Source organism: Flavobacterium sp. WC2509 (assembly GCF_052683105.1).
The window spans coordinates 1,815,006-1,832,520 of record NZ_JBQZFG010000001.1 but is presented as its reverse complement, the minus strand read 5'-3'; the positions used below and the strand labels follow the sequence as shown (position 1 = coordinate 1,832,520).

Here is a 17,515-nt window from a genome sequence, read left to right as displayed (position 1 = left end):
CTTATTAGGCAGCTTAATATATTAGTTTAACGAGTAACAGATTTTTCTTGTAGTGCAATAATGATAGGCAAACTATATGAAACTCTAACGGGGTTGCCGTCTATTTTTCCAGGCATCCATTTTGGAGATAATTTCACAACACGTACGCCTTCTTCTCCAGTTCCAAAACCTATGTCTTTAGTTGATTTAATGTCAGTCAGACTACCATCTTTTTCAATTATAAAGGAGATGTAAATTTTTCCTTTTAAATTGGGTTCATTAGGGGCGGCAAAATTTTTTCCTATAAGTCGGTAAAATTCGGCCATACCGCCTGGGAATGTTGGTTTTTCTGTCACTTCGGTAAGTTTGTAGATTTTATTTTCTTCAATTTTTATTGTTTTTGTCTCAACGGGCTGAATGATGCTTTTTTCAGTTTGAGCTGTGCTATTAAGCGGTGTAACAGATTTTTCCTGCGCTACACTTTTTATACACATAAAGAATGTAAGCCCTGAAAATAAAGGGAGAAGAGCTGTTTTAGAAAGTAGTGCATTGGTTTTGGAAACGGTTTTGGTTATCATAATGTTTTTTAGTTATAGAATAGCTTAAATTAATGGTTAGTGCGAATGTAGGATTTTTATCTAAATGAGGAACAATAGATTTTGATAAAATGGAATGTCTTTTGGATAAATAATGCAATTGTAAATAAATCAAAGTCTTATGAAAACCAAAAGCCCTAGCCCAGATGGGAACGGCATCCTGTTGTCCCGGGGTTCGGGACAACAGATATAGTGGACAGCTGGAGTCAGCTCCTAATTAATAGTAAAATCATTTTGGAAATAGCATAAAAAAAACCGCTCATTGCTGAACGGATTTAGAATTTTATGTTTGATGAAACTATTTGGATAGCTCCACAAAATATTTGTAAAACAACGGAATGGTTTCAATCCCTTTCAGATAATTAAAAATCCCGAAATGTTCGTTTGGTGAATGAATAGCATCGCTGTCCAGACCAAATCCCATTAAGATAGTTTTGCTTTTTAGCTCTTTTTCGAATAAAGCTACAATAGGGATACTTCCTCCGGAACGTACAGGAATTGCAGGAATTCCAAAGGTTTCTGTGTAAGCCATATTCGCCGCTTTGTAACCAATACTGTCTATAGGAGTCACATAGCCTTGGCCACCATGATGAGGTGTAACTTTTACGGTAACTCCAGCTGGCGCAATGCTTATGAAATGTTTGGTAAATAAATCGGTTATGACTTCCCAATCTTGGTTGGGAACTAAACGCATGGAGATTTTTGCAAATGCCTTGCTAGCAATAACTGTTTTTGCTCCTTCTCCAGTGTATCCTCCCCAAATTCCATTCACGTCTAATGTTGGTCGGATCGAATTACGCTCATTGGTAACATATCCTTTTTCACCATAAACATCCTTTAAGTCTAATGCTTTCTTGTAATTGTCAAGGTTAAAAGGAGCTTTGGCCATTTCGGCTCTTTCCTCAAGAGACAATTCTTCGACATTGTCATAAAAACCAGGAATGGTAATGTGATTGTCTTGATCGTGTAAAGAAGCAATCATTTTGGCCAAAATATTAATCGGGTTGGCAACAGCACCTCCATACAAACCAGAATGTAAATCACGATTTGGACCTGTAACTTCTACTTCGACATAGCTTAAACCTCTAAGACCAGTAGTAATGGAAGGTTGTTGATTAGAAATCATTCCAGTATCCGAAATCAAAATCACATCATTTTTAAGCTTTTCGGTATTGTTTTCTACAAACGTTTTAAGATTGACACTACCCACTTCTTCCTCGCCTTCAATCATGAATTTCACGTTACAAGGCAGAGTATTGCTCTGAATCATATACTCAAAAGCTTTTACGTGCATGTACATTTGACCTTTGTCATCACAAGAACCTCTTGCAAAGATGGCGCCTTCGAGATGAATATCCGTTTTTTTAATAACGGGTTCAAATGGGGGAGAAGTCCACAATTCTAAAGGATCTGCAGGTTGTACATCATAATGCCCATATACTAAAACGGTAGGTAATTTGGGATCGATTATTTTCTCTCCATATACAATTGGATAGCCTGCAGTCTCACAAATTTCGACAAAATCGCATCCTGCCGTTACTAAACTTTCCTTTACAGCTTCGGCAGTGTCAAGAACATCCTGAGAAAAAGCACTGTCTGCACTTACGGATGGGATTTTTAATAGTTCAATTAATTCGCTGATAAACCGATCTTTGTGTTGTGTAACGTATTGTTTTATATCTTCCATTAAATCAGATTTTAGTAAGAGTCAAAAATACAAAAAATAGAATAAATATTTTTTTTTTAAAAAATGCTTTGTTAATTAGAAGTTATGATTATCTTTGCACCCACAATTACGCGGATATGGTGAAATTGGTAGACATGCCAGACTTAGGATCTGGTGCCGCAAGGCGTGTAGGTTCGAGTCCTATTATCCGCACAAAAAAAGCTTCTCAATTTGAGAAGCTTTTTTGTTTTAACACCTTTTCGTTTCCGAAATATACTTTCTTTCTAAAATCATTCATACCTTTAGTGCTAAAAATTAGAGTATTGCAAAATAATATTCAACTTGCTATATGTGTTTTTAGTTCAAAATTGAAATAATTTAGAATAATATGAAAGATATTGCAAAGCGTTTTCCTGTAAATCCATTACTTTCCCCCTCTGATATTCCGCCTAGTCATAAAGATCTAGAAATAGCCTGTATTCTTAATCCAGGCGTGTTCCAATTTGATGGAAAAATATGGATGATTCTTCGTGTAGCCGAAAGACCAGAACAAAAAAATGATACAATCTCATTTCCAATCTTGTCCGAAAAAGGCATTGAGGTCATTGAGATTTCTAAAAATGATCCAGAATTAATTAGTACAGATGCAAGAGTTGTCAATTACAAAGGAACCGATTATTTGACAACGCTATCCCATTTGAGATTAGTATGCAGCGATGATGGGGTTAAATTTTATGAACCCGAAGGCTATTCTTTATTAATAGGTGAAGGATTGTTGGAAACATTTGGAATTGAAGATTGTCGCGTGTCTTATATAGAAGGTGTTTATTATTTAACCTACACCGCAGTTTCTCCCAACGGTGTTGGTGTTGGTCTTCGGACTACTGTCGATTGGAAGCGCTTTCAATCGCACGGAATGATATTGCCACCACATAATAAAGACTGTGCTATTTTTGAAGAAAAAATTAATGGATTGTTTTATGCATTACATCGTCCAAGCAGTGTTGCGATTGGGGGAAACTTCATTTGGATAGCCTCATCTCCCGATGGAATCCACTGGGGGAATCATCAATGTATTTTAAAAACAAGAAAACACCTTTGGGATAGTGCAAGAATTGGGGCAGGAGCATCACCTATAAAAACCAAGAAAGGGTGGCTTTCTATATATCACGGAGCAAATGAAAATAATCATTATTGTTTAGGTGCGTTTTTAATGGATCTCGAGAATCCCACAAAAGTAATTGCAAGAACAGAATCCCCGATTATGATACCCACCGAAGAGTATGAGCTTTCAGGTTTTTTTGGTCACGTTGTTTTTACCAACGGCCATATAGTAAAACCAGATGGGGATTCGGTGACTATATATTATGGTGCATCAGATGAATTTGTTTGTGCTGCCGAATTTTCAATCAAAGAAATATTTTCGCTTTTACAATATAATAGTTAGGAGCTATTTCCTGCTATCCGCTTCAATCTTGTGGGCCGAACCCCGGCCCGCAAGGATTTCCGCTGCTATCAGGGCTAGGGTACCAGGTTTCATGATAAAGAATGGTATACATATATATAGTATAGAAGCATTAAAAAAAAATCCGCACAATCCTTTAAATCTGCGAGCAGTACCAGCGCAATACACGACACTGCCAATCAAGAACCCCAACAATAAAGGAAAGATCCGTGTAAATCCGCTTGATCTGTAAAATCTGTGTGCTATTTGAGTGCAATATCCCCCGCATTAAAACCAAAAAACTGCATCAAATCCCATCAAAACGGCAAAAGCTGCGATAAAAGGCACTACTAAATTACGAAGTCGTCAAAAAGCACCACCTGTAACCCACGACAAACCAGGCTATTAAAAAATAAACAAAAAATAGTTAAGAAAAGGCATTGTTTAAAGGAATAAACGTGGTACTTTTGCACCCGCAACAAGCGCTACGCTCTTAGAAACACTGACAAGTTAACAAAATCAAAGTGAAAAAATATTTTCAAAAAAAGATTTAAAAAAGCTTGTGAGATTTAAAAGAGTAGTTTACTTTTGCACCCCGCAAAACACGCAACGTTCCTTGATATACTGATAAGAAAAAGAGAAGAAATTGAGAATTAAATTTTTCAAAAAAAAACTTTAAATTTTCTTGCCAGTTAAAAAGAAATTGCTACTTTTGCACCCGCTTTGAGAGACAATCGAAAAGCGAAATAATAAAGAAGACACGTTCCTAGACATATTGAATTGACAGCCGTTCTGATGTAAATCAGAACAAATAAAATAAGAGTAATAGAATCGTATAGATTTGAATAAAGACCAATAGAGACTGAGTCGAATAATAATTAGAATTAGATTAATCTAATTCAAACAATATACGATGAAGAGTTTGATCCTGGCTCAGGATGAACGCTAGCGGCAGGCTTAACACATGCAAGTCGAGGGGTATTGTTCTTCGGAATGAGAGACCGGCGCACGGGTGCGTAACGCGTATGCAATCTACCTTTTACAGAGGGATAGCCCAGAGAAATTTGGATTAATACCTCATAGTATTACGACCTGGCATCAGGATGTAATTAAAGTTACAACGGTAAAAGATGAGCATGCGTCCCATTAGCTAGTTGGTAAGGTAACGGCTTACCAAGGCTACGATGGGTAGGGGTCCTGAGAGGGAGATCCCCCACACTGGTACTGAGACACGGACCAGACTCCTACGGGAGGCAGCAGTGAGGAATATTGGACAATGGGCGCAAGCCTGATCCAGCCATGCCGCGTGCAGGATGACGGTCCTATGGATTGTAAACTGCTTTTGCACAGGAAGAAACAACATTACGTGTAATGTCTTGACGGTACTGTGAGAATAAGGATCGGCTAACTCCGTGCCAGCAGCCGCGGTAATACGGAGGATCCAAGCGTTATCCGGAATCATTGGGTTTAAAGGGTCCGTAGGCGGTTTAGTAAGTCAGTGGTGAAAGCCCATCGCTCAACGGTGGAACGGCCATTGATACTGCTAGACTTGAATTATTAGGAAGTAACTAGAATATGTAGTGTAGCGGTGAAATGCTTAGAGATTACATGGAATACCAATTGCGAAGGCAGGTTACTACTAATGGATTGACGCTGATGGACGAAAGCGTGGGTAGCGAACAGGATTAGATACCCTGGTAGTCCACGCCGTAAACGATGGATACTAGCTGTTGGAAGCAATTTCAGTGGCTAAGCGAAAGTGATAAGTATCCCACCTGGGGAGTACGTTCGCAAGAATGAAACTCAAAGGAATTGACGGGGGCCCGCACAAGCGGTGGAGCATGTGGTTTAATTCGATGATACGCGAGGAACCTTACCAAGGCTTAAATGTAGATTGACCGGTTTGGAAACAGACTTTTCGCAAGACAATTTACAAGGTGCTGCATGGTTGTCGTCAGCTCGTGCCGTGAGGTGTCAGGTTAAGTCCTATAACGAGCGCAACCCCTGTTGTTAGTTGCCAGCGAGTCATGTCGGGAACTCTAACGAGACTGCCAGTGCAAACTGTGAGGAAGGTGGGGATGACGTCAAATCATCACGGCCCTTACGCCTTGGGCTACACACGTGCTACAATGGCCGGTACAGAGAGCAGCCACTGGGTGACCAGGAGCGAATCTACAAAACCGGTCACAGTTCGGATCGGAGTCTGCAACTCGACTCCGTGAAGCTGGAATCGCTAGTAATCGGATATCAGCCATGATCCGGTGAATACGTTCCCGGGCCTTGTACACACCGCCCGTCAAGCCATGGAAGCTGGGGGTGCCTGAAGTCGGTGACCGCAAGGAGCTGCCTAGGGTAAAACTGGTAACTAGGGCTAAGTCGTAACAAGGTAGCCGTACCGGAAGGTGCGGCTGGAACACCTCCTTTCTAGAGCCTTAGTGTTAGTTGATTTATCAACACGGTAAGGAAAGAAGACAAAGAATTTATGGGTTACAAATTAAAGATTATATTACTCTTGCTGTTAATTTAAAAAAAAAGAATAAATGTATAGACGTTGCATTGCAACGACTGTTACAATTTAAGAATAAAGAGTGTCTCGTAGCTCAGCTGGTTAGAGTACTACACTGATAATGTAGGGGTCGACAGTTCGAGTCTGTCCGAGACAACTATTTAAGCTTAATAAAAAGGAAATTCTAGAGTTGAGAGGTTATGAAACAAGATTCATAATTCATAATTCACAATTCATAATTAAATTGGGGGATTAGCTCAGCTGGCTAGAGCGCCTGCCTTGCACGCAGGAGGTCAACGGTTCGACTCCGTTATTCTCCACAAATCAAAAGTTGATTTGTTTATTTGTTGAATCGGTTAAACGATTAAACAAAAATAGGATTAAACTAGCGATAAAAGTTCATTGACATATTGAGATAAGAAATAATAAAAGTAGAAAGCGTTTTTTACTATTTATAGTAAAAGACAAAAACAACGGTCATAATTGATTTTATGATTGGTACAATAAGCAAAATAAGGGCGTATGGGGGATGCCTTGGCTCTCAGAGGCGATGAAAGGCGTGATAAGCTGCGAAAAGTTACGGGGATTGGCACACACGATACGATCCGTAAATACCTGAATGGGGCAACCCACTATGTTGAAGACATAGTACACCGATAGGTGGGCAAACCCGCTGAACTGAAACATCTAAGTAGGCGGAGGAGAAGAAAACAAAAGTGATTCCGTAAGTAGTGGCGAGCGAACGCGGATTAGCCCAAACCAATGTTGTTACGGCAATGTTGGGGTTGTAGGACCACGATATTTTATGCAAACTGAACAAGAAGTTACTGGAAAGTAGCGCCAAAGAGAGTGATAGCCTCGTATTGGTAAGGGATGTAATAGATAGTGGTATCCTGAGTAGGGCGGGGCACGTGAAACCCTGTCTGAATTTGGCGGGACCATCCGCTAAGGCTAAATACTCCTGAGAGACCGATAGTGAACCAGTACCGTGAGGGAAAGGTGAAAAGAACCGTGAATAACGGAGTGAAATAGATCCTGAAACCATACGCTTACAAGCGGTCGGAGCCCTTTTGTGGGGTGACGGCGTGCCTTTTGCATAATGAGCCTACGAGTTAACGTTGCTGGCAAGGATAAATGGTTAAGCCATGGATCCGTAGCGAAAGCGAGTCTGAATAGGGCGCTTTAGTCAGTAGTGTTAGACGCGAAACCGTGTGATCTACCCATGGGCAGGATGAAGCGCTGGTAACACAGTGTGGAGGTCCGAACCGGTTGACGTTGAAAAGTCTTCGGATGACCTGTGGGTAGGGGTGAAAGGCCAATCAAACTCGGAAATAGCTCGTACTCCCCGAAATGCATTTAGGTGCAGCGCATATTATAAGTTATATAGAGGTAGAGCTACTGATTGGATGCGGGGGCTTCACCGCCTACCAATTCCTGACAAACTCCGAATGCTATATAATGTTTTTATGCAGTGAGGGCTTGGGTGCTAAGGTCCAAGTCCGAGAGGGAAAGAACCCAGACCATCAGCTAAGGTCCCCAAATATATGTTAAGTTGAAAGAACGAGGTTTGTCTGCCCAGACAGCTAGGATGTTGGCTTGGAAGCAGCCATTCATTTAAAGAGTGCGTAACAGCTCACTAGTCGAGCGGACGAGCATGGATAATAATCGGGCATAAACATATTACCGAAGCTATGGATTTGTAATTTATTACAAGTGGTAGGGGAGCATTCTAACAGGGTTGAAGGTGTGTTGTAAAGCATGCTGGACTGGTTAGAAAAGAAAATGTAGGCATAAGTAACGATAATGCGGGCGAGAAACCCGCACACCGAAAGACTAAGGTTTCCACAGCTATGCTAATCAGCTGTGGGTTAGTCGGGACCTAAGGCGAACCCGAAAGGGACAGTCGATGGACCACGGGTTAATATTCCCGTACTACTAATTACTGTGATGGGGTGACGGAGTGATGAAAGCGCCGCGAACTGACGGAATAGTTCGTTGAAGTACCTACCTATAAGCTGCGCAGGCAAATCCACGCGGCTTGGGGAAATACGATAGTACTCGGAGTCTTCGGACAAAGAGATAGTGCGCCTAAGGGCTTCCAAGAAAAACCTCTAAACTTCAGGTAATTAGTACCCGTACCGCAAACCGACACAGGTAGTCGAGGAGAGAATCCTAAGGTGCTCGAGAGATTCATGGCTAAGGAATTAGGCAAAATAGACCCGTAACTTCGGGAGAAGGGTCGCCCCGAGTAATCGGGGCCGCAGTGAAGAGGTCCAGGCGACTGTTTATCAAAAACACAGGGCTCTGCAAAATCGTAAGATGAAGTATAGGGCCTGACACCTGCCCGGTGCTGGAAGGTTAAGAGGAGATGTTATCTTCGGAGAAGCATTGAATTGAAGCCCCAGTAAACGGCGGCCGTAACTATAACGGTCCTAAGGTAGCGAAATTCCTTGTCGGGTAAGTTCCGACCTGCACGAATGGTGTAACGATCTGGACACTGTCTCAGCCATGAGCTCGGTGAAATTGTAGTAACGGTGAAGATGCCGTTTACCCGCAGTGGGACGAAAAGACCCTGTGCACCTTTACTATAGCTTAGTATTGACCTTGGATAAATGATGTGTAGGATAGGTTGGAGACTGTGAAGTGGCGTCGCTAGGCGTTGTGGAGTCATTGTTGAAATACAACCCTTTGTTTATCTGAGGCCTAACCCCATTTTGTGGGGGACATTGCTTGGTGGGTAGTTTGACTGGGGTGGTCGCCTCCAAAAGAGTAACGGAGGCTTCTAAAGGTTCCCTCAGTACGCTTGGTAACCGTGCGTAGAGTGCAATGGCATAAGGGAGCTTGACTGAGAGACATACAGGTCGATCAGGTACGAAAGTAGAGCATAGTGATCCGGTGGTTCCGCATGGAAGGGCCATCGCTCAAAGGATAAAAGGTACGCCGGGGATAACAGGCTGATCTCCCCCAAGAGCTCATATCGACGGGGGGGTTTGGCACCTCGATGTCGGCTCGTCACATCCTGGGGCTGGAGAAGGTCCCAAGGGTTGGGCTGTTCGCCCATTAAAGTGGCACGCGAGCTGGGTTCAGAACGTCGTGAGACAGTTCGGTCTCTATCTACTGTGGGCGCAAGAAATTTGAGTGGATCTGATTCTAGTACGAGAGGACCGAATTGGACTAACCTCTAGTGTATCTGTTGTCCCGCCAGGGGCACCGCAGAGTAGCTACGTTGGGAAGGGATAAGCGCTGAAAGCATATAAGCGCGAAACCCACCACAAGATGAGATTTCTTTTAAGGATCGTGGGAGATGACCACGTTGATAGGCTATAGATGTAAAGGCAGTAATGTCATAGTCGAGTAGTACTAATAATCCGTAAGCTTATGTACACCCTTTTCCCCCGATGTAAATCGGGGGGAGAAACTTTCTAATAAAATACTTTTATATTCTTTATCTCAGTATGTTAAGATATTGGTTTATGGTTGATAGTTGTCGGTTGACAGGCTATCATCAATAAACAAGTTGTCCAAAGCAACTAACAACCTTAAGGTGGTTATTGCGGCGGGGCTCACCTCTTCCCATCCCGAACAGAGTAGTTAAGCCCGCCTGCGCAGATGGTACTGCAGTTATGTGGGAGAGTATGTCGCTGCCTTTTTTTATAAAAACCCTGTTTTAATTTGAAACAGGGTTTTTTTGTGGAAAAAAATCAGTTTTTTATTAAAGAATGAACAGACTAGAGATCAGTTGCAAAAGTTGAGGATTAAGCAAAAAGATTAGATAATCTGAATAAGAAGAAATCTTGTTTCTTACTCCTCTAAACTGACTTCTAAAAGCTTTTATTTTGGCATTAAAAGATTCCGTTGAGGCATTGGTAGTTCTATTGTTAAAATAGTTTAAATAAGTTGATACTCTTGAAATAAGTACGGGAACAATTTTTTTTGAGTTATTTTTTTAATTAGAATATAATTTAAAGCTATTATAAAAATCAATTTGATAATAATTTTAGAATTCAAAATAAATGGTATTTTATCTAATATGTAATACATCGTTTTCGTAAAAGGTAAAATAGCATATATTTAAGAGAATATAGTTGTGTTTTGTAAGATATTGTAGAGGTAATTTAGCAGTAGAAAATAATTACTAATTTAAAACGATGGTATTATGAAAACGATTTTAAGACTTAGTTTAGTGGTATTGATAACTCTGGTTAGCTTGAATACATATGCAGATAATGGAAATTTTTTACTTAATGTAAAAAACGGAGAAGGTAAAAAGATTGTTTTTTTGGTCAATGGGATTCAAAAAGCCAATGTAACGATTTATGATAAATTTCATAATGTGGTTTATAGTGAAATTCTAACTGGTAAAGAAGGAATCGAAAGAGCATATAATCTTGAGGACTTTTCGGATGGTGTTTATTTTTTGGAAGTTGAAACTAACTTAAAAAAAGTAACTCATGAGATTGTAGTTTCTGATAATGTTTCTACATTGTCTAGAAAATCTGTAGCTGAAGTTACTAAAAGCGATGTGAAAGTAAAGAATCAAAATCTTGCAGTAACTAATGAATAATATCTTTTATTAGAAGATTGTATTTGAATATATGAAAAACAGCTTTTGGGGCTGTTTTTTTGTTTAAAGTTTTTAATTATTACCGAGAAGTTGTTTTGAAACCGGATTTGCATGAGGGATGGAAATGGCATCCTTTTCTTTTCCTCCTTTAGGAAAAGAAAAGATATAATGGACAGCCCGACCCTTGGGACATGCCCAAAATATTTTATTTCAATTTTAAATAAATTAAATGTATCAGAACTTGATTTGATAGCAAATCAAAAGAGGATTGTTAAAAATTTAGTTTAATAATCAAAACGGATGGGTTTATCTATTCTTTATTTTGAGAGAATAATTTAGGAGTTTAAAAACATGTTTTTAGTAACTACTATAACGGTGTAGTTGAAAAAATGGGGTGATTTTTTATTTTAATAAATATTAGATAAAAATAATTTTATATATTTAGTCTCAGTCTCACTTATCTTTAAGTTCGAAAAATGAGTCTCGTTTTTTTATAATATTAATTACAGTTTGTTTACTAATTAAATATGTAAGTTTTTAATAATGGAAAAGCGTAAATCAAGTTTCTATGAAACATGGAATAAGAGTTTTGATATACAAAGCTTCTTTATGGTTACTGGAGCTGATATAGTTTCTGTCTTGGCTTATTTTTTTACATTTTTTTTGAAGTTAATAATATACTCCCATAGAACTTCAAGCCCTTGAAGAATATGCTAAAAAAGATCTAGTGGAAATTATAAATATCCAAACTAAAACTGAAATTCATGAATAGGAAAAAAGCATTTATATTCGACCTTGACGGCGTAATAGTAGACACAGCTAAATACCATTTTTTAGCGTGGAAAAAGATCGCAGATGGATTAGGAATTGATTTTACATTAGAACATAATGAATTGTTGAAAGGAGTAAGTAGAGTTAGATCTTTGGATATCATTTTAGAATTAGGAAAAGTCGAAGTTTTTCAGGAAGAAAAAGACAAGTTATTGGTTCAAAAAAATGAAGATTATCTTTCCTATTTAGTTGATATGGATGAAAGTGAAATTTTACCTGGAGTGATGCCTGTTTTAAATTTTTTGAAAGAAAAAAATCAGCCAATTGCCTTAGGTTCAGCTAGTAAAAATGCCAAGCCAATTCTTGAAAAAACTGGAATTCTATCTTTTTTTGATGCTATTGTTGACGGTAATGATGTTGTTAATGCAAAGCCAGATCCCGAAGTTTTTCTTCATGCTGCCCGTTTATTAAACGTGGACAATGAAGATTCAATCGTTTTTGAAGATTCTGTTGCAGGGGTTCAAGCGGCAAATATTGCCAAAATGATCAGTATTGGTATTGGAGACAAAGAAACGCTACACGAGGCACAATACAATTTTAAAGATTTTACCGAAATGAATTCCACTTTTTTGGAATTTTTAATTAATGAGTAATTAGTCAATTAGGAAATGTGAGAATTAGATAATTTACAAGGGGGTTAATTTTTTAAATTATCTAATATTCAAATTAATACATTCGAAAAAATGAATCAAGATTATATAAAACCTGATAATTGGTCTATCATAGAAGAAGGATTTGATAGAGAGACAGTAAAATCTTCCGAAAGTTTATTTAGCATTGGTAACGGTGCGATGGGACAGAGAGCCAATTTTGAAGAAAATTATACAGGTGAAACTTTTCAGGGAAGTTATATTGCAGGAATCTATTATCCAGACAAAACAAAAGTTGGCTGGTGGAAAAATGGGTATCCAAAATATTTTGCCAAAGTATTGAATGCACCAAACTGGATTGGAATTAATATTGAAATCAACGGTGAAGATTTTGATTTGAATACGTGTACCGAAGTTTCAAATTACCGTCGTGAATTGAATATGAAAGAAGGTTGGTACCATCGTTCTTTTCAGGCTATTCTTAAAAACGGAACAGAAGTTGCTGTTGACGTTCGTCGTTTTTTATCATTAGATTTAGATGAAGTTGGGGTGATTAATTATGAAATCACGCCTTTAAATAAAGATGCTAAAATTATTTATAAGCCTTACATCGATGCAGGTGTAACAAATGAAGATGCGAACTGGGAAGAAAAATTCTGGGAACCATTAGATGTTAAAAAATCAGAGAATGAAGCTTTTGTTACAGCTCAGACTTTCAAAACACATTTTAAAGTAACAACCTTCATGCAAAACACAATTTTTGTGAAAGGTGAAAATCAAAATTTATCTCCAAAATCGGTTGATACAACATCTGATAAAATTTTATTTGATTATGATGTTATTGTAGCCAAAGGAGAAAAATCGGCAATCCAAAAAATTGGTGGTTATACCGTTTCTTTAAATCATGAAGACACGATTTTGGCCGCCGAAAATGTTATTCAGTCAGCATTATCAAAAGGATACAGCCAATTATTGCAAGACCAAATTGATGCTTGGGCAAAGATTTGGGAAATGTCAGACATCACAATTGATGGTGATGTGAAAGCGCAGCAAGGAATTCGTTTTAATATTTTTCAATTGAATCAAACGTATTTAGGGAAAGATTCTCGTTTGAATATTGGACCAAAAGGATTTACCGGAGAAAAATACGGAGGATCTACTTATTGGGATACTGAGGCGTATTGTATTCCATTTTATATGGCTACAAAAGACCAGCAAGTAGCTCGTAATTTATTGACATATCGTTACAATCAATTAGACAAGGCTATCGAAAATGCCGAAGTAAATTTAGGCTTCAAAAATGGAGCTGCTTTGTACCCGATGGTGACCATGAATGGGGAAGAATGTCATAACGAGTGGGAAATCACCCATGAAGAAATCCATAGAAACGGAGCTATTGCTTTTGCAATTTATAATTACCATCGTTTTACTGGCGACTACTCTTATATTCCAGAGAAAGGATTGGAAGTGTTAATTGGTATCGCCCGTTTTTGGCACCAAAGAGCTTCTTTCTCCAAAAACAAAAATCAGTACATGATTTTGGGAGTAACTGGACCAAACGAATACGAAAACAACATCAACAATAATTTCTACACTAATTATATTGCTAAATGGTGTATTGATTATGCTACGGCACAAATTCAAAAAGTTTCATTAGAATATCCTTTAGATCATAAACGTATTATAGAAAAAGTAAAACTTTCTGAAGCTGAATTACAAGAATGGAGTAAAGTAGCAGGAAATATGTATTTTCCAAAATCAGAAGAATTAGGAATCTACCTGCAACAAGATGGTTTTCTGGATAAAGATTTAGTTCGGGTAAAAGATTTAGATCGTTCGCAAAGACCAATCAATCAAAAATGGTCTTGGGATAGAGTATTGCGTTCGCCATACATTAAACAAGCTGATGTATTGCAGTGTTTTTATTTCTTCGAAGATCATTTTTCTAAAGAAGAATTGGAGCGAAATTTTGATTTCTACGAATCATTTACGGTGCATGAAAGTTCACTTTCTCCATGTGTACACTCCATTCAGGCTGCTTTGTTAGACAAAATGGATATGGCGTATGCTTTTTATTTAAGAACTTCTCGTTTGGATTTAGATGATTATAACAAAGAAGTAGAAGAAGGTTGTCATATAACATCAATGGCAGGAACTTGGATGAGTATCGTTGAAGGATTTGGAGGAATGAGAGTGAAAAATGATGCACTTCATTTCTCTCCAAAAATTCCTAAAGAATGGGATGGTTATTCTTTTAAAATTAATTTCAGAAACCAGATTGTGAAAATTTCGGTTGATCATAAGGAAACTAAATTATCTTTGGAAGGAACTCAAGAGCTAACTGTTTATGTAAACGGCACAGCAGTTTTGGTTCAGCCTAAGAACAAAAAAATATAAAATGTCTTAATTCGATTGATTTTTGTAGTAAGAGCTAAGAGTAAACACAATACCTCTTTCTTATTATTCACAATTGAAATAGATTAATAATAAAATTCCAAAACGTCTTTAGTAATGAAGGCGTTTTTTATATCAATATACTAATGAACAAAATTCTCAAAATAGGACATCGTGGAGCCAAAGGATATGAACCTGAAAACACATTAATTTCTTTTGAAAAAGCAATAGAAATGGGAGCCGACGGAATTGAACTGGATGTGCATGCTACAGTGGACGGTCATTTGGTTGTTATTCATGATGAAACTGTAGATCGAACAACTAACGGAAAAGGCATTATAAATCAATTGACATTAGCTGAATTAAAGTCTTTTCGAATCAATGAAAAGTTTGAAATATCAACATTAGAAGAGGTTTTGGATTTGGTCAATAAAAGATGTTTTGTAAATGTTGAATTGAAGAACCAGGACACGGCCGAGAAAGTTGTTCAATTGATAGAACGTTATATTTCTGAAAAAAATTGGAGTCATAACCATTTTATAATTTCCAGTTTTGATTGGAATGCATTGCAACAAGTTCGGTTTTTAAATGATACTATTCGGATTGGAGTTTTAACAGAAACCGATTTGGATTTAGCTATTTCTTTTGCCAGATTTATGAAAGCTGAAGCATTACATCCTGACTTTCAATTGTTGACTGATAAATATGTCGAGACAATAAAAGAAAAAGGAATTCTCATTTTTCCTTGGACTGTCAATGAAATTGTCGACATTCAAAAAATGAAAGATTTTGGTGTGGATGGAATAATCACTGATTTTTTAGACAGAATTTAAAGAAGTTACAACAGACATTCTTTAAAAAACGAATGCTTACCTTTGCATTTCAAATTTTTTCAACTTCTTTACTATATCATGAATCAAAATTTCGACATAATTATTGTAGGTGGCGGTGCTGCTGGGTTTTTTACAGCTATCAATATCGTAGAGAAAAATCCAAAAATTAAAGTTGCAATTTTGGAAAGAGGTTCAGAAGTGCTGGGTAAAGTTCGTGTTTCTGGAGGAGGACGATGTAATGTAACTCACGCATGTTTTGAACCGAATGAATTAGTGAAATTTTATCCTCGTGGTGAAAAAGAATTGAGAGGTCCTTTTCATCAGTTTTGTTCTGGTGATACGATCGAATGGTTTGAAAAACACGGAGTAGAGTTGAAAATTGAAGATGATGGACGTATGTTTCCAGTATCGAATTCTTCTCAAACCATTATAGATTGTTTCTTAAAAGCGACCCAAAAATTAGGGATTGCAGTGCTCACGGGACAAAGCGTGCAGTCGATTTTTAAAAAGGATAATTTTTGGAAAGTAGAAACTCAAAACGAGAATTACATTGCCGAGAAATTGGTTCTTGCTACGGGAAGCAATCCTAAAATTTGGGAAATGCTCCAAAAGGAAGGTCATGCAATTGTGAGTCCGGTTCCTTCTTTATTTACTTTCAATATAAAAGATCCCCGAATAAAAGAATTACCTGGCGTTGCAGCTCAAGTTACGGTAAAAGTAAAAGATACCAAATTGGTTTCAACAGGCCCATTGTTAATCACGCATTGGGGAATGAGCGGTCCGGCAATTTTGAAATTATCAGCTTGGGGAGCGAGGATTTTATTCGATAAAAATTATCAGTTTACTATTTATGTGAATTGGCTCAACGATTTATTTGCCGAAGACGCAGAGAAAATCTTAAAAACATTAAAACAGGAAAATGCTAAAAAAGCAGTTTCTAAAAAATCGCCTTTTGACTTTCCAAACCGTCTTTGGGAAAGTTTAGTTTTCGCATCAAAGATAGAAGCCGAAACCAAGTGGGCAGATTTATCCAAAGTTCAATTGCAGAATTTAGTTAATCAATTAACTAATTGTACTTTTCAAGTGAATGGGAAAAGTACTTTTAAAGAAGAATTTGTAACTGCGGGCGGAATCGATTTAAAAGAAATCAATTTCAAAACTATGGAAAGTAAACTTCATGAAAATCTTTATTTTGCAGGTGAAATCGTTAATATTGATGCGATTACAGGTGGATTTAATTTTCAAAATGCTTGGACTAGCGGATTTATTGTAGCGAATGCAATATAGTTAATTAACAAAAAATTACATCAATTCTAAGCTTTTCTTAAGTGTAATTGGGATACATTTACTTTCAGTAAATTTTTATAAATGAAAGTAAAATTACTTATTACATTGTCCTTATTTGTTTGTCAATTCGGTTTTTCCCAAGCTAGAGAATATCTTGGAGGTGTTGTTTCGAGTGATGAATTTTTACTTCAGAATGTAGATGTCATTAACAAAACATCGGAAAAGAGCACAAGAACAAATGAAAATGGCGAATTTTTAATTGTTGCTAAAGAAAATGATAGTATTTTTTTCTATTCTAAAAATTTTTATTTAAAAAAAATAAAGGTTTCAAAAGCTCAACTTGAACAAAACAAGCTGAATGTTTTAATGATCGTAAAACCCGAAGAATTAGATGAAGTTGTAGTTGAACGCGTACAAAGTTTATCGTTTAGAGGTAGTAAGGCATATGAACAAGAAAAGATTGATGAATATAAGACTAAAAAATTTGACAATAACGAGGGGTATCAAGCTATGAGGCGAGGGACATTTGTTAATGGATTGAATTTTGCGGAAGTTGGTAAAAGACTTTTAAGATTATTAAAAAAAGATAAAGAAACAATAAAAGAAGCTCCAGAAACTGAATTTGCGATTTTAGCAAAAAATACCTGCGATCAAAAATTCTTTACGGATAGCTTAAAATTAAAACCCGAAGAAATTGATCTTTTTCTTCAATTTTGCGATTTAGACTCTAGATCAAAAAAACTAAAAGAGAATAACAATGTGCTCAGCATGATGGATTTTTTATCGGCCAAGAATATTGAATTCCAAAAACTAAAATAAGGTAAT

The 17,515-nt window shown here is 37.4% G+C and carries 10 protein-coding genes, 3 tRNA genes and 3 rRNA genes; 13 read left to right on the top strand and 3 right to left on the bottom strand.

What is annotated here, in order from left to right:
• Positions 1 to 26 precede the first annotated feature (26 nt).
• Together ACUN3A_RS07645 and ACUN3A_RS07640 are read right to left on the bottom strand one after the other, a co-directional pair.
• Positions 27 to 557, bottom strand: a complete 531-nt coding sequence (locus ACUN3A_RS07645) for an energy transducer TonB (protein ID WP_445550709.1) — start codon at positions 555 to 557, stop codon at positions 27 to 29.
• A 316-nt stretch (positions 558 to 873) separates the two neighbouring features.
• Positions 874 to 2,262, bottom strand: a complete 1,389-nt coding sequence (locus tag ACUN3A_RS07640) for a dipeptidase (RefSeq protein ID WP_445550708.1) — start codon at positions 2,260 to 2,262, stop codon at positions 874 to 876.
• 110 nt (positions 2,263 to 2,372) lie between these two features.
• Here ACUN3A_RS07640 and ACUN3A_RS07635 point away from each other — a divergent pair.
• From ACUN3A_RS07635 to rrf, 7 genes are all read left to right on the top strand, one after another.
• Positions 2,373 to 2,454: transfer RNA gene (locus tag ACUN3A_RS07635), tRNA-Leu, on the top strand.
• 307 nt (positions 2,455 to 2,761) lie between these two features.
• Entirely contained in the window at positions 2,762 to 3,688 is a 927-nt protein-coding gene (locus tag ACUN3A_RS07630; protein ID WP_445550707.1) for a glycoside hydrolase family 130 protein, read from the top strand.
• A 907-nt stretch (positions 3,689 to 4,595) separates the two neighbouring features.
• Positions 4,596 to 6,109: ribosomal RNA gene (locus ACUN3A_RS07625) — 16S ribosomal RNA — on the top strand.
• 165 nt (positions 6,110 to 6,274) lie between these two features.
• A tRNA-Ile gene (locus tag ACUN3A_RS07620) sits at positions 6,275 to 6,348 on the top strand.
• An 89-nt stretch (positions 6,349 to 6,437) separates the two neighbouring features.
• Positions 6,438 to 6,511 (top strand) — tRNA-Ala (locus ACUN3A_RS07615).
• Between the two features lie 181 nt (positions 6,512 to 6,692).
• Positions 6,693 to 9,575 (top strand): 23S ribosomal RNA (locus tag ACUN3A_RS07610).
• A 156-nt stretch (positions 9,576 to 9,731) separates the two neighbouring features.
• A 5S ribosomal RNA gene (gene rrf, locus ACUN3A_RS07605) occupies positions 9,732 to 9,841 on the top strand.
• The 16S, 23S and 5S rRNA genes sit together here with 2 tRNA genes alongside, the layout of an rRNA operon.
• A 62-nt stretch (positions 9,842 to 9,903) precedes the next feature.
• Here the strand turns inward: rrf and ACUN3A_RS07600 are convergent.
• Positions 9,904 to 10,104, bottom strand: a complete 201-nt coding sequence (locus ACUN3A_RS07600) for a transposase (protein WP_445552818.1) — start codon at positions 10,102 to 10,104, stop codon at positions 9,904 to 9,906.
• Positions 10,105 to 10,347: 243 nt separating this feature from the next.
• Here ACUN3A_RS07600 and ACUN3A_RS07595 point away from each other — a divergent pair, with 243 nt between their 5' ends.
• The 6 genes from ACUN3A_RS07595 to ACUN3A_RS07570 all read left to right on the top strand — a co-directional run bounded on the left by ACUN3A_RS07595 (position 10,348) and on the right by ACUN3A_RS07570 (position 17,509).
• On the top strand, positions 10,348 to 10,755 hold the full coding sequence (locus tag ACUN3A_RS07595) for a secretion protein (protein WP_445550706.1): 408 nt from the start codon (positions 10,348 to 10,350) through the stop codon (positions 10,753 to 10,755).
• Positions 10,756 to 11,519: 764 nt separating this feature from the next.
• Positions 11,520 to 12,179 (top strand): beta-phosphoglucomutase, encoded by a 660-nt coding sequence (gene pgmB / locus ACUN3A_RS07590; protein ID WP_445550705.1) that lies wholly within the window; start codon positions 11,520 to 11,522, stop codon positions 12,177 to 12,179.
• 90 nt (positions 12,180 to 12,269) lie between these two features.
• Complete coding sequence (locus ACUN3A_RS07585; protein WP_445550704.1) at positions 12,270 to 14,573, top strand: glycoside hydrolase family 65 protein; 2,304 nt, start codon at positions 12,270 to 12,272, stop codon at positions 14,571 to 14,573.
• A 143-nt stretch (positions 14,574 to 14,716) separates the two neighbouring features.
• Positions 14,717 to 15,403, top strand: a complete 687-nt coding sequence (locus tag ACUN3A_RS07580) for a glycerophosphodiester phosphodiesterase (protein ID WP_445550703.1) — start codon at positions 14,717 to 14,719, stop codon at positions 15,401 to 15,403.
• Between the two features lie 78 nt (positions 15,404 to 15,481).
• Positions 15,482 to 16,690 (top strand): NAD(P)/FAD-dependent oxidoreductase, encoded by a 1,209-nt coding sequence (locus tag ACUN3A_RS07575; protein ID WP_445550702.1) that lies wholly within the window; start codon positions 15,482 to 15,484, stop codon positions 16,688 to 16,690.
• 81 nt (positions 16,691 to 16,771) lie between these two features.
• Positions 16,772 to 17,509: a hypothetical protein gene (locus ACUN3A_RS07570; protein WP_445550701.1), complete on the top strand. Its 738-nt coding sequence runs from the start codon at positions 16,772 to 16,774 to the stop codon at positions 17,507 to 17,509.
• Positions 17,510 to 17,515: the final 6 nt, after the last annotated feature.